We start from the raw sequence: 24,129 nt of genomic DNA on the forward strand, positions 1-24,129 counted from the left end.
GCGGGCGATGCCGGCGAAGGAGTCGGTCGAGGCCCGTCCGACGGTCAGCAGTCTCCCGTCAGGCAAATCGCTCGGCACCGTAATAGCCGTGGCGCATCCGCAACCTCATGGGGGCGGTGCCGTCTGCCGGGATGTGCGCGATCAACATCGACCGCAGCGGCTCGGCCAGGTCCCTGCCGTGCGCGGTGGTCCACTCGAAGGAACTGAAGAGTTGGGCCGCGCCGTCGAGGTGGCCCGGACTCGGCGTGCCCGTGGCGAGCGCCGCGATGGCCAGATCGGGGTCCTCGGCGAGTAGCAGCAGCTCGACCGCCATGTCGTACCGCTTGAGGCCGCCGGTGGACTCCCTGGCGGGAACCCCGGCCCATGTCAGCAGGGCACGGATCCGCTCGATCGAGTCGGGACAGCCATCGTTGACGAGCGTGGCGAGCTGGACCTTGGCGTCGCGCAGGCCAGCGGGCGCCGCCTGGAGCCAACGGAGCCGGCGCCGGTCTTCCTCGGCGTCCTGTACCGCCACCCCTGCCTGCTCCTCCTGGGATCCGGTCAGGCCGCGCTCCGCCAACCACCCGGTGAGTACCGGCCATTCCGCAGGTCGACGGAGTCTGCCTCGTCAGGAGATCCTTCAGCGATCACGACGCGCCCATCACGGTTCAGCACATCGTGGAGGTGCGCTGTTGTCGGAGCGCCTCCATCCATGCCCATCGCTGCCTCCTAGATCACGCCCACGAGGTTATCGGCGCTGATCCGGCGGCGGCCCGCAAGTTTTCGATGGACGAGGTTCAACAAACCGACTCATGCAAAAGCCAGGGCCGTTCAAGAACTCCGGCGTACCGTTTTCTGACAGAACCCCGAGCATGAGCACCCCCCTCGAGCCCGGCAGCTTCGACCTCCTGGTCGCTGAACCCGCCCACCGCACCGAGATCCTCATCGGCTGCGCTCGGGTGCCCACCGGGGCACAGAAGCTCGGCCGACAGATAGACGCCCTCACCGAGCCTTTCTTGCGACGGCCGAGCCACCTTCGCCAGCCCTCCATCCTGCGGGCACGCCGTGGCGCCACGGTGGGCTGCCGTGACGGCGGTGCCCGGGTGCTCGTCGCTCAAGCCCGTGGAATGTCATCACCCGTCGGCCGGTACTCGATCAACAGCACCCGGCCGTCCAGCGCGCGATGGCTGACGAGCTCCAGGTCCGCCGACGCCGCGTCCGCGAAGAACGGTTCGCGGCCCGATGGCCCCACGAGCAGGGGAAACGTCATCAGCCGCAGGCGGTCGACGAGCCCGGCGGCAAGAAGTTGCCGGGCAACGGAAAGGCTGCCCATGGTGCGGAGCGGAACATCGCTGTCGCGTAGGAGTCGAGTGACCTCCCCGATCAGATCGTCATGGCAGATGCGGGTGTTGGGCCATGCCGTGGATTCCAGTGTTGTGGAGAACACGACCTTGTTCATCTCGGCCAGCCGCTGTGTGGAGCCGTCACGCGCTTCCCCGGGCAAGCCCGCAAGCGCCTCGTACGTCCGGCGCCCCAGGATGACCAACTGCGGCAGGGCCGACTCGGCATGGACCCACTCCTGCAGCTCCGGGCCGAGGTAACCGAAGTAGCCGGGCGAGGTTGCGCTGCCGGCCCACCCGTCAACCGAGACAAATACGTCGATGGTCAATGTCTGCATAGCCGTCCCTTCACTGACCCTACGCAGGAGACGTCGGAGCCGCGCTGAGCTTCTCGACACGAGCCTCGGGAGAATCTGTGGCCGATCGACGGCGGGCGGCGACGTGCAAGTGCCGCTTGCTCAGGAGGGAAGGAGCAGTGGTCATCGAGCCGGCCGCCACTCGCACGATTGATCAGCTGTCAGCAGCTGATGACCATGGGCCTGGCATCGGCGTGCGCACGACGCGACGAGGGGGCGACGGGGCCTTGTGGCGAGGGACCGGTGGGGTGCGTCGGTTGTCGGCCTGACAGGGCTCGTCTGAGCCCGACCTGGGGGGCGAGCGACGTTATCGTCGCGCGTCAGCCTGCGCGCGGGCGCGTTCGATGTCGGGGACATGGCGCTCGGCCCATTCCCGGACGGCACGGAGCGGCACCAGCAACGACCGGCCGAGGTCGGTGAGGGCGTACTCGACATGCGGGGGATGTGCGGGGATCTCCGTGCGGGAGATCAGACCGTCGTACTCCATCGCGCGCAGCGTCTCACTGAGCGCCTTCGGCGTGATCCCCCGTACATGCGCCTTGAGTTGAGTGAAGCGCATCGGGCCGGCGTCCAGTGCGTTGACCACGAACACCGTCCAGCGCGCCCCGATCCGGTGCAGGACGGTGCGACTGGGGCAGGTCGCGGCCATGACGTTGTAGGCCTTGCCCATGGACGCCTCCCAGTAGCGTTGTGGATACCGATATAGAAACTATACCGTCCGCGCTGTGACCACTTCCGATCGCGCGATCCATCCCCTGGTAGCTCCACACCGCCGTTTCGTCGCGGCGATCCTCATCGACGCGATCGGCACCGGCGTCTTCATCCCCGTGTCGATGTTGTATTTCCTGGCCACCACGTCTTTGACGTTGGTGCAGGTGGGTGCGGCGCTGACGACGGCCGGGCTGCTGGCGCTCCCTGCGGGCCCGCTGGTCGGCGGACTGGTCGACCGGTACGGCGCCAAGCCGGTTCTGCAGGCGGCGAACCTGGCCCAGGCGCTCGGTTTCGCCGGATACCTCGCCGCCGGCCAGACATGGCAGATCGCCCTGTGCGCCTGGTTGAACAGCGCCGGCCGGGCGGTGTTCTTCGGCTGTTACGGGGTGACCGTCACGGCGTTGGCCGCGCCCGGCCAACGCGAGCGCTGGTTCGGCCTGCTCGGGTCGGTACGCAACCTCGGCTATGCACTCGGCGGACTCTTCTCCGGCGTTGCCGTCACCATCGGCACGCACGCCGGCTACGCCGCGATCGTGGCCGCCAACGCCCTGTCCTACATCGCCGCATTCGCCCTGCTGCAGGCCGTGCCGAACGCCCGCCCCAAGCCCGGCCACGTGGCTGCTGGAGGCTGGCCGCGTGTACTCCGGGACCGGAGATACCTGACACTCGTCGCACATCAACTGTGTTTCGCCATCTCCTTGTTCGCCCTCAACATCGCGATTCCGGTCTACGCCGTGGACGTATTGGGCTTGCCGGGCTGGATGGCCGGGGCGGTCTTCACGCTCAACACCCTGATGGTCGGCTTCGGCCAAGGCATCGTGGTCAGGGAGCTCAACGGGCACATCCGCAGCCGCGTCCTCGTCACCGGCCACGCCTGCTTCGCGACCGGCTACCTCATGCTCCTCGCGGCCGACCGGATGCCTGCGCCGGCCCTCGCGAGCGCTCTCGTGCTGCTCGGCACCGGCAGCTACACCTTCGGGGAGATCCTCGGCGGCCCCGTCACGTCGACCATCGCCGCGGAGAGCGCCCCGGACGCCCTCCGCGGTCGGTACCTGGCCCTCAACCAACTCGCCGTGACCGCCGCAGGAGCGATCGCTCCGGCCGCCCTCTCCGGGTTGCTGTCCACCGGGGCCACCGTGATCTGGCCGACCCTGGTCGGCGTCAGCATCCTCGGAGCCACGCTCGCCACCGCAATCGGAAGGGCGGTGCCGGCGGCGCAGAACCGTATCGGGGATGTCTAGGCGTCACCGGGCAGTTGCCCGAAGGGGCCTCACCGCCTGAACGTGCTGGTTTTCGCGGCATCTTGCCCAACTCCAGCTCCGACGAGCCGAAGCCGAGCAGCGAGAAGGTGGCCGCCAGGCGGGAGCACACAACGTCCGCCTTCGACCCGGACACCTTCCCGAGCAGCCATGTCTACCGCACCGCGCCCACGGCCCCGATCGCCCGCCAGATCACCACGACACTCGACGGCCTTCCCGCCTGGTGGCCAGGTCCATGCACGCCGGGCGACCGCTCAGGCCACGTCCAGGTCGGCGTGCAGTAGGTCGTGGTCCGAGTACGGGGTGGGATGCACGGCCTGTTCGAGGGGTGCGATGCCCCGCAGGAAGATGTAGTCGAACCTGCTCTGCCAGTCGGTGCTCGGCTCGCAGAGGTGGGCTGCCGACGGTCGGCACCGCGGGTCGGCGTCCTGGGCCAGCTTCCACATTCTGCCGAGCTCGGGGGCGTCCGGTACGGCATTGAAATCACCGATGACGATCGCGCGGTCGTGCTTGGCGACGGCTGCCGCGAGAACGCGGGCCTGGTCCGCGCGGACAGCCTCCTGGCGCCGTTCGGCGAAGTGGGTGTTGAAGATCCGGACGGATCGGCCGCCCACCTCGGTGGTGACCGCCATGTAGCCGCGGTCCTCGGAGCCGCCGTCGGGGTACTCCACGGTGACCTGTCCCGTCATCGGTGCCGCCGAGAGGATCGCCTGCCCGTAGGCCCCTGGACTCCAGGGCATGCCCCCGCAGCGGCCCCAGTTACGGAGCACCGGCCCGTATGCGACGTGGTACACCAGCCCGTGCCGGCTCTCCAGGTAGTGTCGGATCCGCTCGACGTCACCCGCGCACGCCTCTTGCACGCCGATCACCTGGGGCGCGTAGGTGGCGATTTGTGCCGCCCGATCGACGTTGCTCGCTCCGCAGGGGTTGCACAGGTTCCACGTCATGACCCGGTTCGACACCACCTCCCGGGCGGTGCCGGCAGGCAGCGACCCGGCCGGTGCGTCGCCCGGCCCGCCCGACTCGGCAAGCACCATGCACGCCACGATCACCACGCCCGCCAGTAGTCCCACACCCCGTCCCTGCACACCGCCCCCTCGGAAGTACCCGAAACGAACGTCACCCGCTCGTCGACGCCACCGCCCATAAAGAGGGTCGCACGCTCTCACCGACGCCCACAGCCCCGTCCACGACGCCGGCGGCCGTCGCCGGCCATGCAAGACGCCGGCGATCGCGCCGACGAAACGTCAACTCCGCGGCCCCTTGCACAGCCCCAGCCGTCCGCCACCTGCGCAAGGGCCCACCCCCGCACCGCCGTTGCCAGGCGCGGCGCAACATGAGGCACAGCACCGCCGTCATCGCGCTGTGCCGCCTGCACTCACGAAACGGGACCGCCACAGCCCGCTCCGCCTCACCAGCCAGCCGACCTTCGGCACACCCTCGAGGCCAGGCGCGCGGCCGTGCATCGGACCGCTGGGACTGTGATTCCGGTCGTGAACCCGTGGACCTGTTGCGGCGGCCCGGACGCCGGTGGCGGGACCGGGGGATTGAGGGGTAAACGGCTCGGGGTGTGGGGCACCGGGCAGAAGCGCAACCGGCCATGCTCGCCGTCCTTCTTACCGTGGCAGGCCGCGGGTACGGCGCGCGCGTCGACCTCTACCGGCAGCTCGCCCACCAACAGCCCGACGCCTACCGCCTCGACCTCGCGATGTACCTGGACGGCCTCGGCATCGCACTGGGACTCGCCGGACGGCGAGACGAAGGTCTGACGGCCGCGCGCGAGGCCGTCGCCCTCTCTCAGCAACTGGCCCAGCACCAAGCCGACCTGCACAGAAGGCCTTGAACACTTCCTGCAGGTCCTGAACCGGCTGCACAGCATGGACGCTTCACCGGCAACTACGTAAACGGCGCCCGCCGCCGCCTACGCCCGCCAGCGCCACCGTCGTGGCGGCTGACAGCCGACCGGTCACGCCCGCGACCCCGCATGGGACGCCCACCACGCCCGGAGCCACGTGGTCCTGACATGCGGCCCATAAACGCAGTCCGCAGGCCGCAGTTCGTAGGCGTCCGCGGAAGCGTGCGCGCACGGCAAGCATTGGGGGCCATTAAGTGGTCAGCGGGGTGCAGGCGGTTCCGGACGAATGCTCTGTGGCGTGACCTGCCGCAATGCTATGGCGGTGGCAGTCGCGTCGCGGAGGCCGCCGGGAGGCGGACGCTGTGTGTTCCAGCCGACAAGAACCACGAGTGCATCAGAGCCCTCAAAAACCACACCAGCTTTTGCTACCTCCATCGTTGAGGAGGTCGTCACGCATCCACCCGGCCCAACTGGCGGTGACATCCCTGGCAAACGTCCAGGTGTAGCCACTGGGACTGCCGGCCGTCCAGCAGTAGTAGTCGATTTGATGCGTACCGTAGATCGTGCCGTTTATGGAACAGGCAGTACTGGAGCCACTGCGCATGTTGATGCCGTTGCCCTTGCTGCTGATCGCGGTCGCGTCGAGGTTGGGCGGACGCGTTGATCCACAAGCAGCATGCGCATCTGCTGGCGTGGCATAGGTGATTGACCCCACGAGAAGAGCCGCGGCCGCGGCAAAAGCCACGTGCAGCATCCTCTTTCTCACAGAATCTCCTCGCCGACACATGGAGCTGAAAGCTTCATTCCAGACACCATGCGGGCTGACAGCAACGCCTCGGTAGTAAAGTTCCGGACGATTTGCACACGGCAGGATCCCGACCGCCGGCTGATCCCCTGCCAGTACCGGCAGGGGTAGCAGGTGAGCCGACTCATTGGAGCCAGTAACACGATCTTGCGGTCGGGCCCCCTCGCCCCCCACTCGCGTGAGAGCCTCACTCCCGGTGATGTGCGCCCGTGGAACCCGGAAGCCGGTCTACCGGTAGAAGACGGCTACACCGCCGTGGTGGGAACACGCGCCCTGATGATGAGCCGCATACGAGTAAGTGCCGTCATTACACAGGGCGGTTGCGCCGTTTGCGGCGCTGGAACCGCCCGAGGAACTTGAGCTGCCGCCCGAAGACGACCCGCCGGTAGAGCCCCCGCTGCTTTCCGAACTCCTGTCGGCCGCGGTCGCGGTGACGGTCACCTTCACCTTGACCGTCTTCGTCTTCGTCGCTGTCACCGTCGGCGCGGGCGCAGGCGTCGCGGTCTTCGTGGCGGTGGCCGTCGCGGTGATGGTGGCGGTCGGCTGCACCTTGGCGGCCGCCGCCTTCGCGTCGCTGCCGCTGCCCTGGTCGCCGGCGCCTGCGCCGACACCGAGGAAGAAGGCGAGTCCGAGCGCGGGCATCACATACCGCTTCCGGGCCCATCGCGGAGCCGTCCTGACCGGCGGCACAGGTGGTTGCGGCGGCAAGGTGTACGGGTTGCTCACTAGTCCCCCAAAGGTCGTTGAAGCGTTGACCGTAGCGCGACAGGTGAAGAACATGTGTTGTTTACGTGTAGCAGTCACTCATTCGTGACCTCCCGTGCGCCGCGCCTGGCATGCCAGCACGAAGGGGGGCGGATCAGCGAACGCAGCCGTCGAAGCTGCCAGTTGTGGATCATGGCCTGGCGCAGGACCGTCCAGCCGGGTGGCGTCGGCGCGGTCATCCCAGGCAGGTGTGGTGGCCCTGCGGTCACCTCTTGCGTGAGTCGGCCTCCTCCATGGTGCTGGTTGCCTGATCGGCGAGACGGCCGGTGAGGAAGGTCCGCTCCGCCTCGTTGCCGGTCAGTTGCAGCGCCTGTCGGTAGGCGGCGGCTGCTTCGTTGGCGCGGCCGAGGCGTTGCAGCAGATCCGCCTTGATCGCCGGGAGGTACGGGTAACGGGCGAGCCGGCCGTCCTGTTCCAGCGCCTCGACGTGTGCCAGGGCGACGGCCGGTCCGTGGGCCATCGACACCGGCACGGTCCGGTTCAGCGCGACCACCGGTGAGGGCCACAGCGACAGCAACCTGTCGTGGAGCCGCACCAGTTGAGGCCAGTCCGTCTCCTCATACGTCGGCGCCTGCGCGTACAGCGAGGCGATCGCCGCCTGAAGCGTGTAGCGCCCCGCGCGGCCGCTCCGCAGCCCCGCCACGATCAGCTCGTGTGCCTCGGCCAGTGCGGCCCGGTCCCACAGCGTGCGGTCCTGCTCGGCAAGCCGCAGCAGCCGGCCGTCCGGACTGCTCCGGGTGGCACGCCGGGCGTCGGTGACCAGTACCAGCGCGAGCAGCCCGCGGACCTCGGGCTCGTCCGGCATCAATGCGTGCAGCGTGCGTGCCAGGTGCAGTGACCGGTCGGCCAGGTCGGTGCGCATGAGCGAGGAGCCGGACGGGGCGGTGTGCCCGGCGGTGAACAGCAGGTGCACCACGCCGAGCACGGCCGTGAGCCGGTCGGGAAGTTCCGCCGGGCGCGGCACGCGGTAGGGGATGCGCGCGGCGGAGATCTTTTTCTTCGCCCGCGTGATCCGAGCGGCCATCGTCTGCTGCGACACCAGCAGCGCCCTGGCGACGTCCGGTGTCGAAAGTCCGCACACCAGCCGCAGGGTGAGCGCGAGTTGCGCGTCACGTGCGAGGGCGGGATGGCAGCAGGTGAAGATCAGCCGCAGCCGTTCGTCGGGGACGACATCTTCCGCCTCCACGACCTCCCCCTCAGGCTGGTCCAGCCCGTCCCGGGCGAGCTCGTCGACGGCCTCTAGCGGCTCCACCAGCAGGGGTAGTTTCGAGCGCAATGCCCGCTCACGGCGGACGGCGTCCACGGCCCGCCGCTTGGCCGCGGTGGTCAGCCACGCCGCCGGGTTGCCCGGGACTCCGTCGCGTTCCCAGGCCGACAGCGCCGCGGCGTACGCCTCCTGCACACACTCCTCGGCCAGGTCCAGGTCGCGGGCGACGCGCACCGTCGCTGCGAGCACGCAGGCCCACTCGCGCCGGTGCGCGTCGGCGACCGCCCGCCCGGCGACCGTCACCGCCGGCACCGCCGTCATCGGGCGATCGGCGGGATGCCGCCGGCGACGGGACGCACCTCCACACCGCCGCGGCCCCACTGCACGGCGGGATTGCGGCGCGCCAGCTCCAAGGCTGCGTCCAGGTCGGGGGCCTCGATGACGCAGAAGCCGGCGATGACTTCCTTGGAGTCGATGAACGGGCCGTCGGTGATCACGTCGCCGCGCAGAGAGGTGGCGGTGTCGGCGGACTGCAGCGCATATGCCGTGATCATGGCGCCGGAGTCGATGAGGTCGTCGGCATGCCGCTGACTGGCCGCCTGCTGATCGGGCGTGTAGTCGCCGGCCGCGGGGGTGTCGAAGATGAGGATCGCGTACTGCGCCATCATGGGGCTCCTTGGCTGTGTGTATCTGCTCGGTACGTCCCTACGTCGAACAGCCGACGCGAAATCGACACACCGTACGCGAACTTTCTCAGACGCCCCGGCCGGCGACGTCCTTCGCATCCACGGCATCCCCTCACCCGGTGAAGGCAACGGCTTCGGCACCTGCACCCGACAGCCGCGACCTCTCTCAGCTGCTCACCCGTCGGCGTCAGCCCGCCGTGGGGTCGGTGAGAATGTTGGTGGACAACGGGTCGATGGTGACCCCTGAGGGCTGGTCCGGGTCGGACGGCCACCAGGGGGCGGCAACAGACGCCGACAGGACGGCACCGACGCCGTCAGAGCTCGGCGGGGCCGGGCCGACCGGCAGGGCGATGCGGACCCGGACGGTCCGTGACGCACCCGGCTTGAGGGCGAACACATCGGTCCCCGTATACGTTCGTCCGGTCAGGTCCTCCCACCGGCCTCCGTGGTCGATGGACCAGCGCACGTGCTGCACGGACGCGTCCAGTGCGCCGGCTGCCAAGGCAACCTCGATGCGCAGACCTGAACGGGTGCGCTCGCCCGCCGAGTTGCGCACCCGCACGGACCACTCCACCGCCGGGCCGCCCGGGGCGGCCTTGAGGATGTCCGGGACCGTAACAGTGAGGTGTGTGGCGTCCACGGGAAGACGCAACCGCGCCGCGGCCGACGTCGGGTGGATGGCCGGGTCCCGACCGTCCTGGGCAATCTCCGCGGACACCAGGTCATACGAAGCACGGGGCAGGTTGTTCTCGTACTCGTTCTGCTGGTCGGCGGCGAACAGCCGCAAGTCGATCCGCGTTCGCTCCTTGCCGCCTTGTGAGAGCGGCACCTGGGCGACGAACTCCCCGTTGTCGTCCTGCTCGTTGGTCCAGGAGAGCCTTGCGTCCCGCCACCCCTTGTCCTCACGGACCTGGAGCCGATCGGCAACGGTCCCGACGTAGACCGCGAGGTAGCGGTGGCCGGCCTGCGCGGGTGTGACGCCCCCGACGGAGACATGGAACGGGAGTGGCGGCCCGCCGGGGATCAGCGTGCGACCGTCCGCGCCAAGGTGGACGACCGGGTGAGACGCGGCCCGGTTCGCTGACGGCTCCCGGGTGGGCGAAGCCTTCGGGCCGCCGCACCCGGCGACGCCGGTCACCGCGGCAAGCAGCACGAAGACAGCGCCGAAGCAGGACATTCGTGACACGGCCCGCCCTCCTCACCGGATTTCATTCGCGACACAATCTCACGGCCGACGGCATGTTGATCTTCGCCGTAAGACGCTGCAGGCCAGCGGCTTGTGTTCTGGCCGCGAGCGGGACCGTCCGCGCTCAGGAAGTCGTCGACGCAGACCGGCGCCTGAGCAACAGGACGGTCGATCCTCCAGCGACGAGTAGGACCGCTCCGGCAGCTGCCACAAGCACAGAGCGGTCGGTGCCTGTGCCGGCCAGGCTCCCGTGCGAGGACGTGGTGCCCACGTCACCTGCAGCACCGCCGGAGAGCGAGCCGGACGACGACGTCTCAGTCCCACCGCTGCTCGAACCGCCCGCCGACTGGCCGTGCGGGTCGTTGCTCTGGCCGCCCGACCCGGAACTGCTTGCATCAGAGCCGCCGGAGGAGCTACCCGACGTGGATCCGTCCCGGTCCGGAACGTGGATGGTCAGGTACGCCGTGTCGTTCGCAGGGTTCTTGTCGAACACCGGATGGATGTCGTAGACGGACGTGGCCTTCACCTCACCGCGCGTCTGACCCGACGCCGATGTCACCTTCAGCACGAAGAGGTAGCTGAGCGACTGGCCTACCTCCAGCAGGTTGTCGTCGTGCCAGCACACGTACACCGGGTGGCCGGGCTCCGACGGGCCGGTCGGTCCGTCGATTCCGAACGGCGCGCATTCCTGGGGTACTTGCACAGCCTTCGTGCCCTTCGGGATCCGGACCAGGAGGCCCGGCTGGTCGTCGCTCTCCTGGTTGTGGATCCATCCCGGGCCGTCGTTGCGCAGCGTGGCCGTGAGCTTGACCAGTTCGCCCGGCTCGGCCGTGGCCTCGTCGCCGACGGCTGCCAGGTCGGCGGTGCTGTCGACGGTCAAGGCCAGGCGTCGGTAACTGTCGTCGAATCCCTCCGAGTTGGGAGGCTGTCCGGTGCGGCCCGTTCCGTATTCGACGACTTCCAGCAGCCCCTTGGCGGAGACGGTGAACCGGACGGGGGCGGTGACGGAGCCGCCCGGTTCGATGACCTGGTCCAGCTTGCACAGCGCCTGCCTCTCCTGGTCAGCCACGACGCTGTACGTACAGCCCTTCTCGGGTGCCGTGAAGTCGAGTCCGCGGGTGAGACGTACACGGAAGGTGACGTCGCTTGCGGCGGCGGTGCCGTTGTTGGTGATCGTGACGGCTTGGTCGTAGGTCTCGCCGGGCTTCGGTGAAGCCGTGGGCAACGACGAGACCACGAGGTCCGGTTGGGCCTCGTCGGCGTGTGAGGCGGGTGCGGCCATGGTGGGCACCCCTACCCCGATCACCCCCGCGGCCACGAACCTCACCCAGCCACGCAGCAGTGGACGCACGACTATCTCCTCAGCGACGGCAGCACAACGGCGCGCTGGCCGACCCGGCAGATCATCTGCCGCACCACCCGATCACGACATGTACTGGACACTCGACCGTCACCATTGGTTGTAGCAGCGCTCGCCGGTCATCAACCCGAGCCCCTCACCGCGCAGTTCGCACGACCTGAGCCAACCGGCTGCGGCAGTCGCGACGAATACGTCATCGATGTCCCGCCTGGTGTCACCGAGTGTGGGCGTGGCCGAGTTGGGCGAAGGCCAGCTCCAGCATGTCGGCGAAGAAGTCGGCGGCGGCCGTGTCGACGCACAGGGGCGGCTTGATCTTCAGGATATTCAGGTGGTCCCCAGTGGGCTGGACGACGACGCCGAGGTCGAGCATGCGGTCGCAGAGTTCGGCGGTCTCTTCGGTGGCGGGTTCCAAGGTGGTGCGGTTGCGGACGAGTTCGAGGCCGAGGTAGAGGCCGGAGCCGTGGACGGCACCGATGATGCCGTAGCGGTCGGCGAGTGCTTCGAGCCGGTGCTTCAGGTGGCCGCCGACGCGCACGGCATTGGTCTGGAGGCCCTCGTCGCGCAGGGTGTCAAGGACGGTGAGGCCCACGACGCTGGAGACCGGACTGCCGCCGGTGGAGGAGAAGAAGTAGCCCTGGTCGCGGTAGCGCTCGGCGATCTCCTTGGAGGTGACGACGGCACCGAGGGGGTGCCCGTTGCCCATCGCCTTGGCCACACAGACGATGTCCGGGACGACCTGCTGCTGCTCGAAGCCCCAGAACCAGTGCCCCAGGCGGCCGTAGCCGACCTGAACCTCGTCGGCGACGGTCAGGCCGCCGTGGCGGCGCACCGCTGCGTACACCTCGGCGAGATAGCCGTCGGGCAGGGCGACTCCTCCGGCGTTGCCGTAGAAGGTCTCGCAGATGAACGCTCCCGCCGGGTGGCCGGCAGCGGCCAACTCGTCGATCACCGCGACGGCCTCGGGCGCGTATCGAGCGGCATCGGCCCCACGGTGCCGGCCGCGGTAGGAGTTGGGCGAGTCCACCGTGTGCACCCAACCCGGGCGGGTGGCGAGGGCGTTGGGGTTGTCCTGGAGGGACGTGGAGACGGCGTCGGAGGCGTACGTCCAACCGTGGTACGCCTCACGCAGCGCGACCACGTCGTGCCGGCCGGAGGCACCGATGGCCAACCGTAGGCCCAGATCCACCGCCTCCGAACCGGAGTTGACCAGGAAGACCGTGTCCAGAGAGTCGGGGAAGAGGTCGGCCAGGCGTTCGGTGAATTCCACCACGGAGGCGTAGTGGAAGCGGGAGTTGGTGTTGAGCCGACGCAGCTGCTTGGTCACCGCCTGCTCAACTCGGGGGTGCGCGTGGCCCAACAGGGTGACGTTGTTGACCATGTCGAGGTAGGCGCGGCCGTCGGTGGAGAGGAGATGGTGGCGCCAACCCCGTTCGATACGGGGAGGGTTGGCGTAGTAGTGCCCCTGCACGGTGGCGAACACGGCGTCACGACGGTGGAGCAGATCCATCGTCGCGGACGGACGGCCGGAGTCGGCCGGGAGGCCGAGGAGCGGTGCGGGGTCGGCGGTGAGCGCGAGCCAGCCGGCCGCGTACTCGGGCCGGACCAGGCGCGGGACGGCGGGGCCGTCGGTCGCGTGCAGCGCAACATGGAGTGAGGTACCGGAGGTGAGGTGGGCGATGTCCTCGCCCACCTCCACCGTCGCACCGGCGCTGACGGCGGGTTGGACGGCGCTCGGGAAGGACAGCGACAGCACCTGCGTGCCGTGGGTGAGATCTACGCGGCCCGGCGCCGCGGTGAGGACCCTGCCCTCGGCGGGCGCCTGCACCAGGACATCCCGGCCGAGCCACAGGTCGATTCCGGTGGGCACCGTGGCGGTGGACACCTCCGACAGCACCTGCGCCCGAGTGAGCCGCGCCTGGGCATAGTGAGTGGCGACCGCGGCCGCTCCGTCCGCGAGCGCGGAGGCCACCAGCCGGGCCTCGGTGCCGGCGTCCATCCAGGCCCCGTGGTCCATGGCATCGGCGTCGGCGGACAGGTCGAGGAGAGTGATGTCGCCGGCGCCCAGGCCCCGTAGGAGAGGACGTTCCGGCGCATCGACCTGGGGAGTCCGGTTCGGCACGTCGGCCATGCCGGTCGCGTCCCTGACGAGGCTGGACATCACCGGCAGGGGCAGCCGGGTGGCCTGCTCGAAGATGAGCCATTCGCGGTCGAGTGCGGCCTTGGCGTAGTCGTTGTCCTCGTCGACAGCGGCCTGCTGCCGCCCGCTGACCACCAGGACGGCGGCGCGCAGGACCACCAGCGGCCACACCGCCTCCGCCTCCTCGAGGCTGAGCGGCCGAACGGCGTGGAAGGCGCGAACGGCCGACAGCACGTTGTGCGGCTCGATCCCGTCGTGGTGGAGCATCGAGGACAGTGACACGGCGAGCTCGCCGACCGCCCAGCTCGTGGTCACGTCGCCGAAATCGATGACCCCGCCCGGCACCGGCGGATGGGTGCCGGGACAGCGGATCAGATTGTCGTCGGTCAGGTCCAGGTGTACGGCCTGCGACGGCAGCGCGGAGGCGACCTTCTGGACATGTGCCCAGGCCTCGGCGGTCGCAGCCTGGACGGCGGCGCGCCGGTCGGGCTGGTCCACATGCCCTGCGAGCTTGGCCACGACACGGTCGGCGTGCTGCAGGTCCCACTGGAGTACCCGGTCGAGGCCCGGGTGCCGGAAGTCGCGCAGGGCTGTGCTGACCTTTCCGACGATCGTGCCCATCGCCGCCACCGTGGTCGGTGACAGGTGGCGCGGTCCCGAGAGCGTTCCGCCGGGCAGGTAGCGCAGCAGGCGCGCAACGGCCGGCCCGCTCCCGGTCTCCACCGTCGCCCGCTGCGGGGAGCCGTCGGGGCGGCGCAGGACCGTGGCGATGCGCAGTTCCGGTCGGGCCGAGGCGATCAGGTCGGCTGCCGCGTCCTGGGCGTCGATCTCCGCAGCGCCGAAGGCGGGGTTGGCGATCTTCAGGATCGCGGCGGGCGTCCCGTCGTCGGCGTGCAGCAGGAAGTTGGCGTCCTGCTGACTGCCCAGCGACTGCGCGCGAGCGGTGATGCCGAGGTGTTCGGCAGCGATGCGCTCCGCCTCGGCCGGCGTGACGCGTGGCACGGGAAGCGCGTCCTTGGTGAAGAAGTCGATCGTGCGGTGGTCGTCGGACAGCATGCAGGGTTCCTCGGCTGGTGCGGATACACAGGACTGGGCGCGTGGATGCCTCAGTCGACGTGCCACAAGAAGCGGTGCGTGTGGATTCCGAAGTAGGGGAAGTTCTCCACGGATGCGACGCCCTCGACGGGCCGGACGACGTCGTTGATGAAGTCCAGAAGATCCCGAGGCCGAGGGCACACCACCTCGGCGAACAGGTCGAGGCCGCCGGACGTCAGAACCGTGTACACGACTTCGTCGTGCCGGGACAGTTCATCGGCGACCGCACGGGGATCGCCGTCGATGCGCAGGCCCAGAAGTGCCATCGCCTGCTGGCCCAGGGTCATCGGATCGGTCACACCGACGACCTGGACCGCCTTGGTGTCGATCAGCCGCTGCAACCGGTGTCTCGCGGCCGAGGGCGACAACCCCACCTTCGGCCCCAGATCGGCGTACGGGATCCGGCCGTCGACCTGCAGCTCCCGCAGGATGGCCCGGTCGATCTCGTCCATGCGGCTCCCTCTCCCCTGCGTGAACGGCAGGCACGTACGCTTACTTCAAGCACAATGCCGGACCGTCACGCTCGATTCAAGTGTGTAGGCGATTGGATCGAGCGAATCGCGTGTGCATCGTCTACGTGCCCCAGCCGGGCGACGGCCGACAACGACGGCCCCCGAAGAGCGCGTATCAGGTGGCCGCGGTCAGCGCCCGTGTGACCGCGGCGATCGCCGCGGCGGGGCGACCGGGCAGTCGCGCCACCACCACCCGGCGCATCTCGGACGGCGCGCCCTCGACGTGCAGCAGGCTCACTCCGGGCGGCAGCACCGGCGCCAGCCGCACCGGCACTGTGGTCACCCCGAAACCGCCGGCGACCAGCTGAAGTTTCGTCAGCCAGTCCCGAGCGCGGTGGACGACGCGTGGCCGTCCTGGCAGGCCGGGCCAGACACCGAGCAGTGGCTCGGTGTGCGACGCCGGGGTGGCGATCCACGCGGCGTCGAGCAGTTCGTCGACGTGCACCGCGCCGCGGCCGGCGAACTGCCCCGTCGACGCCGCCGCCACGACCAGTTCGGTGTCCGTCACCGTCTCCAGGTGCAGGCGCGGCGACTCGCCGTCCAAGGGCCGGTGGGGCGGGCGGGACGTCAGCACGGCGAGGTCGATCGACCCCGCGCGCAGGGCCCGGATCAGGGTGGGTGTGGTGCCCTCCGTCGTGGTGACCGTGATCTGCGGGTCGGTTGCCGCCAGACGGGCGAGCGCGGGAGGCAGGAGGGCCGCGCCCGCGCTCAAGAACAGGCCGAGCCGCACCAGTTCGCTCTGCGAGGCGGTGCCGGTGAGGTCGCGTTCGGCCGCCGTCAGGCAGTCCAGGATCGTGCGGGCGTGGCGCAGCAGGCTCAGGCCTGCTGGAGTGAGCCGCACGCCGTCGGGGCGGCGTTCGAACAGGGCGGTGCCCGCGCTGCGTTCGAGGGAGGCGGCCTGGCGTGAGACGGCCGACTGGGTGTAGCCGAGCCGGGTGGCTGCCGCGGTGAAGCTGCCGGACTCGGCGATCTGCCGCAGGACCCGCAGACCTGTACTGGAGACGTCCATGCGTCATACGCATACCACAGATGCCGGATCGTCGCTTCCCGCATGCCCTCTGGGGCTCCTAGGGTCGATCGCGACGCCACGACGACGAACACGGAGCCCATCACGTGCACGCAGCAGTCCTGACACAGTTCGGTGCCCCGCTCACGGTGAGGGAGGTGCCCGACCCCGAGGCCGGCGGGGGCGAGGTGCTGGTCGAAGTCCTCGCCACCTGCGTGGCCCCCTATGCGGCCGAGGTCTTCAGCGGCGAGCGCAGCTACCCCCTCGTCCCACCCGTCGTGCCCGGTATCGGTGGCGTGGGGCGCATCGTGCGCACGGGCCCGGACGCCACCCGGCTGCGCCCAGGCGACCTGGTGTGGTGCGACTGCACGGTGCGCTCACGCGACGACGCCCTCACTCCCGACATCACCCTCCAGGGCTGGAGCTCCCGCGGCGAGGGCGGCGCACAGCTCGCCCGCTACCTGCACGACGGATCGTTCGCCGAACTCATGCGGGTCCCCACCGAGAACGTCTACCCGTTGCCCGCGGCCGCCGGCGAGGACCCGGCCCGCTGGGCCGCGCTCGGCGTCCACGTCATCCCCTACGGCGGACTGCTCGCGGGCCAACTGGCAGCCGGCGAGACCTTGCTCGTCAGCGGCGCCACCGGCAACCTCGGCAGCAGCGCGGTCGCCGTCGCCCTCGCCATGGGAGCCGGCCGCGTCATCGCCCCCGGCCGCAACCAGGCCGCACTCGACCTCCTCGCCGACCGGTTCGGCCCGCGGGTGCGCACCCTCCCCCTCACCGGCGACGAAGGCACCGACCGCGCCGCGATGACTGCGGCCGCCGACGGCCGCATCGACATGGTGCTCGACCTCCTTCCGCCCAGCGCACCCGCCTCCGCGACGCGCACCGCAGCCATGACCGTGCGCGAACACGGCCGCGTCGTCCTCATGGGTGGCGTCGGCATGCTCGGCGGCGACGACCTGGCACTCCCCTACCCATGGATCATGCGCAACTGCATCACAGTGCGCGGGCAGTGGATGTATCCGCGCCCGGCAAACGTCGGCGTCATCCGGCTCATCGCCTCGGGCACCCTGGACCTCGCCCCCGAACGAGTCCGGTCGTTCGGCCTCGATGCCGTCAACGACGCCGTGGTCTACGCCGCCTCGCATCGCGGCCCGTTCGACCGCACCGCACTCACCCCACCCGCTCGGTGACAGAACCAACCGATCCCCTCCAGACACCCGGCGCCGCGAGTGCACTCCTGACCTCGATCGCCGCCTTGCGGGGCATGCCCGACGACGCGAACGAGGCTGCTCGGGCGGGCATGCGACGCAACTCAGGCACACAGGCAAGCGGCTGCCGCTTCGCGATCATCCCGGGGGAACCCGTGGCCCGGGCGACGGTCGGACAGCGTGGCGGTTCCTCGAACCGGTCCTGTCCTCCTGGGCGAAGAGCCACGTACCCATAGAGGCCCTACGGCGGACTGCTCGCCGGCCACCTCGCAGCCGGCGAGACCTTGCTCGTCAGTGTGCCACCGGCAACCTCGGCAGCAACGCGGTCACCGCATTTTCAGACCCCGGTGGATCGTGTGATCGTCCGCTCGCCGCGGGGAGACGTCAAGACTCATGACCGCGCCCCGGCCCCGCTCCCGGACTCCGGGAGAGCCACAGGTCCCGGTTCCCCGCGATCAACACGCGTCCGTCAGCGAGTGTGACTGCCGTGCTCGGAGCGTCCTCGCTGCAGCCGAGGCCGCCCCGTTTCCAGCCCGTGGTCGTTCCATCGCCGACCCAGACGGAAGCGCACCGCACTGTGCGGGTGTTCGGCTTGGACTTGGGGCGAGGGGCCGAGCCGACCAGGACCGGGCGGCCTGCGGAGTCCACGGTCGCGGCCGTGATCTCGCCACCACCCATGGCCGACGTGTCCATCCGGGTCCAGTGGGTGCCGTCCTGGCTGGTGAGAACCAGCGGAAGGGAATCGTAGAAGGCGCCGGACTTGGCACGGCCACCCACGGCGAACCAGTGACCCGACGCGTACAGGACCCGGTGCACCTGTGAACCAGGGGGCATCCCGGTGATGTTGCCGGACGTCCAGTGCGCGCCGCCGTCCGCGCTGTGCCAGAACGGGATCGTGCCCGAGGAGTGGAAGTCGTAGGCGTTGGTCGCTGCCGCGCCGAAGGCGACGACCTCCCTGCCGTTGACGCCGAAGTCGCCCACGGGCGTGGATGGTTGACCGCCGTCGACCGTCGGCAACGGCACGCGACGTACGGTCCTGCCCGCGTCGTCGGACGCGAACACGTACGGAGACTCCACGTGGTCGACGGTCTGGCCGCCACCGATCAGCAGGCGCGAGCCGACCTTCACCGCGGTGTTCACCGAAGCGTCGTCCGCGGTCTCCTGCTCGGGCTGGTTGTTGAACGTCAGTGGCAGCGTGGCGAGCCGGACATGCTCGCCGTCCGGCGTCCGGCGGGTCAACGTGGCGCCGACACCGATCAGCGAACCGTCGTCCCACGGCACCACCACGTCGCCCGGCAGGCCGCCACCGATCCAGCCGCTGCGCATGGAGTACGGCACGTCGCTCTCGTCGTCGGCGCCCGGCTTCGGAGTGATCGACAGCTTCGTACAGCTCTCGGAACCAGTCCAGTTGACGTTCACGTAGTGGTACCCGTTGGCGAATGTCCCCTCCCCGAGGACACAGTGGCCCAGTGGCACCAGCTGGCGCAGACCCTCGCCGGGCGCCACGTACCCCTTGTTGTGCGGGCCGGTCACCGACGGGTAGCCCACGGCGCCCGCGTACTTCTTGAACCCCAGCTCCACCGCGCTCGTGTCGTCCGTGCCGGTGTCCCCTGCACGGATCTGGCCGCAGCCGACCAGCACCAAGGCCGCACCGGCTACCAGGCTCGCGACGACTGCGAGCTTCCCCCCGCGTGATCTCATCCCTGCACGCTACTCAACTGCGACGCGTGACGGCGGGAATTGGCGTCGCGAGCACCATGATCGGCCGAACACGGCAGCGCCCAAGACGCGGATGGGTTCTCCTCCCATGGGACAGGGCCGGGCGCGACGTCCTGGAGCGTCACGGGCTCATAAATGTCACGGTACGGTCCCGTGTGTATCTGTCCGGCTGCTGCCCTGCACACTTAGGTGATCGTCGCCGTATTCAGCAGCTGTACACGGCAGTTGGCGGAGAAAGGGAGCTTGCCCTCATGCACAACCAGGACGCGGTCTCGCCGGAGGCCGATGGTGAACGGCTGGTCGCCGGGAGATACCGGCTGCTGTCCGTTCTCGGCGAGGGCGGTATGGGCACCGTATGGCGCGCCGGCGACGAGGTGCTCGGCCGCGAGGTGGCGGTCAAGGAGGTTCGCGCCTCGATCGACCTACCCGCCGAACGCAGCGAGCTGCTGCGCGTCCGGCTGGAGCGCGAGGCGTGGGCGGCGGCACGGGTCAACGCCCGCGGCGTCGTCACCGTCTACGACGTGGTGAACTACGACGACCGGCCGTGGATCGTCATGGAACTGGTTCCTGGCCGGTCCCTCGCCGACGTGATCGGCGCCGAGGGCTCCCTCCCGCCGAAGGAGGTCGCACGGATCGGCGTCGAGGTGCTGGCGGCGCTGCGCGCCGCCCACGCCGCCGGGGTACTCCACCGCGACGTGAAGCCCGCCAACGTCCTGCTCACCGACGAAGGCCGTGTCGTCCTCACCGACTTCGGGATAGCCACGGTGGAGGGCGACACCGCGCTGACGATGACCGGCGAGGTGGTGGGATCGCCCGAGTATCTCGCTCCCGAGCGGGCGCTGGGCCGAACGCCGGGTGCCGCTTCCGATCTGTGGTCGCTCGGCGCGCTCCTCTACACAGCCGTGCAGGGACGTTCGCCGTTCCGCCGGACGAGCGCCCTGTCGACTCTGCGGGCCGTCGTCGACGACGAGCTGCCGCCACCGCACCGGGCCGGACCGTTGACAGCGGTCATCGAAGGCCTGATGCGCAAGGACCCCGTAGAGCGCATGGGGCCCGAGGAGGCCGGACGCGAACTCACTCTGGCGGCACAGGAGTTGGCGGTTCGGTTCGAGCCGGAGAGCACCGACTCTGCGATCGCCACCTCCGCGGTGACCACGGTCTCGGCGACGGGCGGCATCACCGCCGCCGTCACGTCCACGGAGAATGCGCCGACCGGCGCGACGACGGCCGAGACCACCACTGCGGAGGCGCCAACGGTCGATGGGGCGGCCACCGCGCCGGTGACGGTGCCTGTCGCCCAGGGCGCACCTGCCCCGCTGGGAACGTTCGGACCTCCCCCGAGCAGCACGGGATTCGGGTCCAGTGCGCCAGCTTCCCCGCCTGCTCGGGGGACCGGTTTCGGGCATGCCACTGGGTCGTCCGCGCCCTCCCCCGCCCCGCGCGGCCGCCGTACCGCCTACCTGACCGGTGTGGCAGCGACCGTACTGGTCCTGCTCGGCGGAGGCCTCGCCTACGCGCTCATGAATCAGGGCGACGGCACGAACGACAAGGACAAAGGAACCAGCACGGCCGGGAGCGCGTCACGACCGGTGTCGGTGTCCGTCACCGGTGATGCCACCACGTACGACGGGAGCTGCCCGACCGGAGACACCCAGGCTCCCTGGTTCACGGCGACGTTCAAGACGGACCGGGCTCCGGTCCAGTTCTCCTACCGGTGGGTCTCCGACAACGGAGCGGTGGTGGACCGGGAGTGGCGGACCTTGGCGTTCCGCGAAGGCGACCCGACGACCAAGAAGGAGACGGTGCGCCTGTCGACGTGGGCGAAGGAGGGGACGCTGAAGAGCGCGATGGCCGTGGAGATCAAGTCGCCGTTCGACACGAAGTCCAACTCCGTTGCCTTTTCCATCACTTGCCGACCCAACGGCGAGTGACAAGGCATCGTGTCGTCCATACTTGGACCAATCTGCTTTCCCCTAAGGAGTTTCCGTGCTGTCGGTCATCGTGGGACGTACCGGCCCATTCACCGGTCAGAGCGTCGTCCTCGGCGATGCTCCGCTGACGTTCGGGCGCAAGAGTGACAACGACGTCATCATCGTCAGCGTCAGCGCTTCCCGGTTCCACGCCGAGATCGTCACGGAGAACGGCGCGTACGTGCTCCACGACCGTGGCAGCAGGAACGGCACCTTCGTCAACGAACTGCGCGTCGAGCGGCACGAGTTGGTGCCCGGCGACACCATACGCATCGGCGACGAGACGTTCTTGTTCGAGACGCAGGAAGCCGTGGAGACGGTCATGGACCTCTCCCAGATGGCCCTGCCGCGCGCCGATGCGGTCGCGGACCCGGGAGTTCTCCGGGTCACGGTGACCGGCGGTGGTCCCGTCGGCCTCGCCTTCGCGCTGCTTCTGGACGAGGCACTGCCAGGACGGGTCGCGATCACCGTCTACGACGGCCGGTGGGTCCGCAGCGGCACCTCCGTGGTCTGGAAGGACGCGGACCAGGGCAACGTCCGGCGCCAGCAGGTCGTCACCGTCCAGAGCCGGCAGTACCTGGCACTGTCGGAAGAGATGCAGTCGGTGATGTTCGGCGACGACGCCCAGTTCTCGGAGATGTGGCCGCTGGGTCCCGACTCGGTCGACGGCCGGCCGCCCCGCAACATCCGCATCGCCTACATCGAGGACCGGCTGCTCGAACTGGCCAACCACAAGTCGGCGATCCGGCTCGTGCCCAAGCGGTTCGACCCGGCCGAGCAGGAAAAACTGATCGCCCGTGACCACGTGCTGGTCATCAGCGAGGGCGGCCGGTCCCGCACCCGCGAGCACTTCGCCGACCGCTTCGGCATGGCCGATGCCTCCATCTACTCCCTCGACGGCGAGCACATCCAGGACGTGGTGCTCGGGCTCAAGGTCAAGTCCCGGCTGTCGGACCCGATGAGCGTGCTGCTGACCGTGGCGCAGAACCGCTTCCTGCTCAACTCGCTGCGCGGCGAGGGCTTCCTGAACATGCGCCTCACCCGCGAGGAGGCGCGCAACGTCATCGGCATCGACCCGGTGCGGCAGGTCTTCGAGGAGTGCATCGCGGCCCGCCCGTGCGTGATGAGCCGCCACGAGGACAACGAGTTCGTCTGCCCGACCCACGGCACGCTGTTCCTCCCGGCGCTGCTGCGCGGCTCGCCACTGTGGAAGCGGATTCTGGAAGGGCTGCGGCTGTTCGACGTACCCGAGGAAGACCTCAGCGCGATCACTTCCTTCCGCCTCGACATGGTCCAGCGCCCGCGGTTCACGGCCCAGCTCACCCGACCGACCGCGGACCGTCCGGGGACGTACGGATTCCTGCTGGGCGACGCGGCCAACGCGATCCACTTCTGGCCCGGACGCGGCCTCAACAGCGGTCTCGCCTCGGCCATCTCACTGGCCCGCTCCCTCAGCCGGGTCTGGCGCGGCCGACCGCTGCGCGACGCGGACTTCATCCGGCACGAGGCGGCGATGTCGATGCTGCAGTACCGGCACAAGAGCCGCGCGTGGAACGCCATGGTCACGACGGACGAACGCGGCGTGACGCGGGCGATCAAGGACATCATCGACGGCAGCATGGAGGCCACGGCGAAGCCGGCGGGAGCAGCCGCGGCACCGGCGGCCAGGATTCCCGCCAGCCCGGCGCCCTCGCAATCGACCGAAGCGGACCTGGAGATCCTCCTGGACCGCATGCGCACGATTCGCGACCGGCTGGCGCCCCGCCTGCCGGGCCTCCCCGACGACGACGTACTCCGGGCCCACCTCTCCGCACTGGCGCCCGCGACGCTGCGCACCCTGCAGGAGAGCGGCGCATGGGACACGCTGATCGTCAGTGGTGAAGAAGCGGACATCGACATCTTCTACCAGGAGGACGCCCCGGTCTTCGTCCCCGCGACTCCCCGCCCGCCCGAGCCGCTCCCCGACCCCCGCGCCTCGGGGCTCCTCAACCCGGCCTGACCCTCCGCCGCCCGCCCGCCACGGTCCCGCGTCCGTCGACACGGGACCGAGACGCGGCGGCACCCGCAGGCCCGGCCTACAGTGCAGGCACCCCGCACAGAGGGGTGGCATGAGTCCGCTCACGAGCACGTGGACCCTGCGCCCCCACGGCCGGGCGGTGTGCAAGGTGTCCGCCGAGCACGGCCAGAGGGAGCCCTTCGCGTCGTGGGTCACCGACGGCCCCGAAGGGCCGTCGCGATCAGCCGCAGCACCAACGGCCTGCCCGCGCAAGCGGTTTGACCCCTGTGAGGACGGTGGCGGGCCAGGCGATCAGTGGCGCGCTGGCATGCGCGCCGGCCAACGGTCGATGCTCACCGCAATGCGGTGCGGTTCACGAGCCCACTGCGCTGCAGGTGCTTGAGGGTGAGGGTGAGCATGCGCTGCGAGATGCCGGGGATCGCGTCCACGAGGTCGGAGTAGCGCACCGGGCCTTCGGCAAGTGTGAGCGAGACGGTGGGACACAGTGGCACCGTTCGAGGACAGCCGGTCGGAGATGGCCGTGCGGAGTAGGGGCCGGGGCCGCTTCGACAGGGGCGGCCCCCGTGCCCCATCGCACGGGCGCGAGAAAAGGAACAGCTCGGCCCAGGAATACGTGTCAAATACCAGCTGTGCATGATGACCTCACCGTGCACCAGATCCTGCCTTTCGACATGTGACGTGCCGCGTACACTGCCCGGTCGTCATGCATCGACATGGTGAGCGACCTGCTGTCAGCCAGGGCACCCACCGCGGCCACCCGCATCGCCGCCATGACCGTGGGCGAGCACGGCCGCGTCGTCCTCATGGGCGACGTTCCCGACCTCTCGTCGTCCGGTCGGCGCCTCCGGGCCGGACCGCACCGCGGTAGTGCCGGGGCTTGTCGCACGCCCCCCGCATCTGATTGGGTTCGCGGGCCTCATACGCGAAGGACGCGCAGGGCGGGAGGGAAC

Annotated in this window: 21 protein-coding genes; 6 read left to right on the forward strand and 15 right to left on the reverse strand. The window is 69.7% G+C overall.

The features are described 5' to 3' along the window. Positions 1 to 58 precede the first annotated feature (58 nt). The 3 genes from ACFU97_RS20315 to ACFU97_RS20325 all read right to left on the reverse strand — a co-directional run bounded on the left by ACFU97_RS20315 (position 59) and on the right by ACFU97_RS20325 (position 2,345). On the reverse strand, positions 59 to 514 hold the full coding sequence (locus ACFU97_RS20315; protein WP_384258246.1) for a hypothetical protein: 456 nt from the start codon (positions 512 to 514) through the stop codon (positions 59 to 61). Positions 515 to 1,093: 579 nt separating this feature from the next. Next, the gene (locus ACFU97_RS20320; RefSeq protein WP_384258249.1) at positions 1,094 to 1,657 is read right to left on the reverse strand and encodes a dihydrofolate reductase family protein; all 564 of its coding nucleotides are present in this window, start codon (positions 1,655 to 1,657) and stop codon (positions 1,094 to 1,096) included. A gap of 325 nt (positions 1,658 to 1,982) precedes the next feature. After that, on the reverse strand, positions 1,983 to 2,345 hold the full coding sequence (locus ACFU97_RS20325; RefSeq protein WP_384258251.1) for a winged helix-turn-helix transcriptional regulator: 363 nt from the start codon (positions 2,343 to 2,345) through the stop codon (positions 1,983 to 1,985). A gap of 55 nt (positions 2,346 to 2,400) precedes the next feature. Between ACFU97_RS20325 and ACFU97_RS20330 the strand changes: the two genes are divergently transcribed. Together ACFU97_RS20330 and ACFU97_RS20335 are read left to right on the forward strand one after the other, a co-directional pair. Continuing rightward, positions 2,401 to 3,627 carry an MFS transporter gene (locus ACFU97_RS20330; protein WP_384258254.1) on the forward strand — a complete coding sequence of 409 codons (1,227 nt, stop codon included), beginning with the start codon at positions 2,401 to 2,403 and terminating at the stop codon, positions 3,625 to 3,627. A 62-nt stretch (positions 3,628 to 3,689) separates the two neighbouring features. Beyond that, a complete protein-coding gene (locus ACFU97_RS20335; protein WP_384258256.1) occupies positions 3,690 to 3,929 on the forward strand; it encodes a hypothetical protein in 240 nt (79 codons plus the stop codon). On the opposite strand, the gene ACFU97_RS20340 is transcribed toward ACFU97_RS20335, so the two are convergent. Further along, complete coding sequence (locus tag ACFU97_RS20340; RefSeq protein WP_384258501.1) at positions 3,900 to 4,682, reverse strand: endonuclease/exonuclease/phosphatase family protein; 783 nt, start codon at positions 4,680 to 4,682, stop codon at positions 3,900 to 3,902. The two genes, ACFU97_RS20335 and ACFU97_RS20340, sit on opposite strands and share 30 nt — an antisense overlap. Before the next feature lie 584 nt (positions 4,683 to 5,266). Here ACFU97_RS20340 and ACFU97_RS20345 point away from each other — a divergent pair. Next, positions 5,267 to 5,488, forward strand: coding sequence for a hypothetical protein (locus ACFU97_RS20345; RefSeq protein ID WP_384258258.1), 222 nt, complete (start codon positions 5,267 to 5,269; stop codon positions 5,486 to 5,488). Between the two features lie 415 nt (positions 5,489 to 5,903). Here ACFU97_RS20345 and ACFU97_RS20350 read toward each other — a convergent pair whose 3' ends face one another. The 9 genes from ACFU97_RS20350 to ACFU97_RS20390 form a co-directional block, all read right to left on the reverse strand. Next, positions 5,904 to 6,266 carry an SH3 domain-containing protein gene (locus ACFU97_RS20350; RefSeq protein WP_384258260.1) on the reverse strand — a complete coding sequence of 121 codons (363 nt, stop codon included), beginning with the start codon at positions 6,264 to 6,266 and terminating at the stop codon, positions 5,904 to 5,906. A 267-nt stretch (positions 6,267 to 6,533) separates the two neighbouring features. Beyond that, on the reverse strand, positions 6,534 to 7,031 hold the full coding sequence (locus ACFU97_RS20355; protein WP_384258263.1) for a DUF3761 domain-containing protein: 498 nt from the start codon (positions 7,029 to 7,031) through the stop codon (positions 6,534 to 6,536). Between the two features lie 244 nt (positions 7,032 to 7,275). Further along, complete coding sequence (locus ACFU97_RS20360; protein WP_384258265.1) at positions 7,276 to 8,598, reverse strand: RNA polymerase sigma factor; 1,323 nt, start codon at positions 8,596 to 8,598, stop codon at positions 7,276 to 7,278. Further along, positions 8,595 to 8,945: a YciI family protein gene (locus tag ACFU97_RS20365; protein WP_384258267.1), complete on the reverse strand. Its 351-nt coding sequence runs from the start codon at positions 8,943 to 8,945 to the stop codon at positions 8,595 to 8,597. Before ACFU97_RS20365 ends, ACFU97_RS20360 begins: the two co-directional genes overlap by 4 nt. Before the next feature lie 205 nt (positions 8,946 to 9,150). Beyond that, positions 9,151 to 10,149 carry a hypothetical protein gene (locus ACFU97_RS20370; protein ID WP_384258269.1) on the reverse strand — a complete coding sequence of 333 codons (999 nt, stop codon included), beginning with the start codon at positions 10,147 to 10,149 and terminating at the stop codon, positions 9,151 to 9,153. Positions 10,150 to 10,273: 124 nt separating this feature from the next. Continuing rightward, entirely contained in the window at positions 10,274 to 11,500 is a 1,227-nt protein-coding gene (locus tag ACFU97_RS20375) for a CARDB domain-containing protein (RefSeq protein ID WP_384258271.1), read from the reverse strand. 223 nt (positions 11,501 to 11,723) lie between these two features. Further along, a complete protein-coding gene (locus ACFU97_RS20380; protein ID WP_384258274.1) occupies positions 11,724 to 14,702 on the reverse strand; it encodes an aminotransferase in 2,979 nt (992 codons plus the stop codon). A 50-nt stretch (positions 14,703 to 14,752) separates the two neighbouring features. Then, entirely contained in the window at positions 14,753 to 15,193 is a 441-nt protein-coding gene (locus ACFU97_RS20385; RefSeq protein ID WP_384258276.1) for an Lrp/AsnC family transcriptional regulator, read from the reverse strand. Positions 15,194 to 15,368: 175 nt separating this feature from the next. Further along, a complete protein-coding gene (locus tag ACFU97_RS20390; RefSeq protein ID WP_384258278.1) occupies positions 15,369 to 16,262 on the reverse strand; it encodes a LysR family transcriptional regulator in 894 nt (297 codons plus the stop codon). 104 nt (positions 16,263 to 16,366) lie between these two features. Between ACFU97_RS20390 and ACFU97_RS20395 the strand changes: the two genes are divergently transcribed. Beyond that, a complete protein-coding gene (locus tag ACFU97_RS20395) occupies positions 16,367 to 17,455 on the forward strand; it encodes an alcohol dehydrogenase catalytic domain-containing protein (RefSeq protein ID WP_384258281.1) in 1,089 nt (362 codons plus the stop codon). Between the two features lie 402 nt (positions 17,456 to 17,857). On the opposite strand, the gene ACFU97_RS20400 is transcribed toward ACFU97_RS20395, so the two are convergent. Continuing rightward, the gene (locus ACFU97_RS20400) at positions 17,858 to 19,174 is read right to left on the reverse strand and encodes a hypothetical protein (protein ID WP_384258283.1); all 1,317 of its coding nucleotides are present in this window, start codon (positions 19,172 to 19,174) and stop codon (positions 17,858 to 17,860) included. Positions 19,175 to 19,443: 269 nt separating this feature from the next. Between ACFU97_RS20400 and ACFU97_RS20405 the strand changes: the two genes are divergently transcribed. After that, the gene (locus tag ACFU97_RS20405; protein WP_384258503.1) at positions 19,444 to 21,123 is read left to right on the forward strand and encodes a serine/threonine-protein kinase; all 1,680 of its coding nucleotides are present in this window, start codon (positions 19,444 to 19,446) and stop codon (positions 21,121 to 21,123) included. 55 nt (positions 21,124 to 21,178) lie between these two features. Beyond that, a complete protein-coding gene (locus tag ACFU97_RS20410) occupies positions 21,179 to 23,161 on the forward strand; it encodes an FHA domain-containing protein (protein WP_384258285.1) in 1,983 nt (660 codons plus the stop codon). 350 nt (positions 23,162 to 23,511) lie between these two features. Here ACFU97_RS20410 and ACFU97_RS20415 read toward each other — a convergent pair whose 3' ends face one another. After that, complete coding sequence (locus ACFU97_RS20415) at positions 23,512 to 23,670, reverse strand: winged helix-turn-helix transcriptional regulator (protein ID WP_384258288.1); 159 nt, start codon at positions 23,668 to 23,670, stop codon at positions 23,512 to 23,514. Positions 23,671 to 24,129 lie beyond the last annotated feature (459 nt).

This window comes from Streptomyces sp. NPDC057616 (genome assembly GCF_042800575.1).
Taxonomy (GTDB): domain Bacteria; phylum Actinomycetota; class Actinomycetes; order Streptomycetales; family Streptomycetaceae; genus Streptomyces.

Coding starts and splice junctions, on each gene's coding strand:
- ACFU97_RS20380 (WP_384258274.1), bottom strand. CDS start 14,702: ATGCTGTCCGACGACCACCGCACGATCGACTTCTTCACCAAGGACGCG.
- ACFU97_RS20400 (WP_384258283.1), bottom strand. CDS start 19,174: ATGAGATCACGCGGGGGGAAGCTCGCAGTCGTCGCGAGCCTGGTAGCC.
- ACFU97_RS20405 (WP_384258503.1), top strand. CDS start 19,444: ATGCACAACCAGGACGCGGTCTCGCCGGAGGCCGATGGTGAACGGCTG.
- ACFU97_RS20320 (WP_384258249.1), bottom strand. CDS start 1,657: ATGCAGACATTGACCATCGACGTATTTGTCTCGGTTGACGGGTGGGCC.
- ACFU97_RS20385 (WP_384258276.1), bottom strand. CDS start 15,193: ATGGACGAGATCGACCGGGCCATCCTGCGGGAGCTGCAGGTCGACGGC.
- ACFU97_RS20390 (WP_384258278.1), bottom strand. CDS start 16,262: ATGGACGTCTCCAGTACAGGTCTGCGGGTCCTGCGGCAGATCGCCGAG.
- ACFU97_RS20340 (WP_384258501.1), bottom strand. CDS start 4,682: ATGGTGCTTGCCGAGTCGGGCGGGCCGGGCGACGCACCGGCCGGGTCG.
- ACFU97_RS20365 (WP_384258267.1), bottom strand. CDS start 8,945: ATGATGGCGCAGTACGCGATCCTCATCTTCGACACCCCCGCGGCCGGC.
- ACFU97_RS20325 (WP_384258251.1), bottom strand. CDS start 2,345: ATGGGCAAGGCCTACAACGTCATGGCCGCGACCTGCCCCAGTCGCACC.
- ACFU97_RS20360 (WP_384258265.1), bottom strand. CDS start 8,598: ATGACGGCGGTGCCGGCGGTGACGGTCGCCGGGCGGGCGGTCGCCGAC.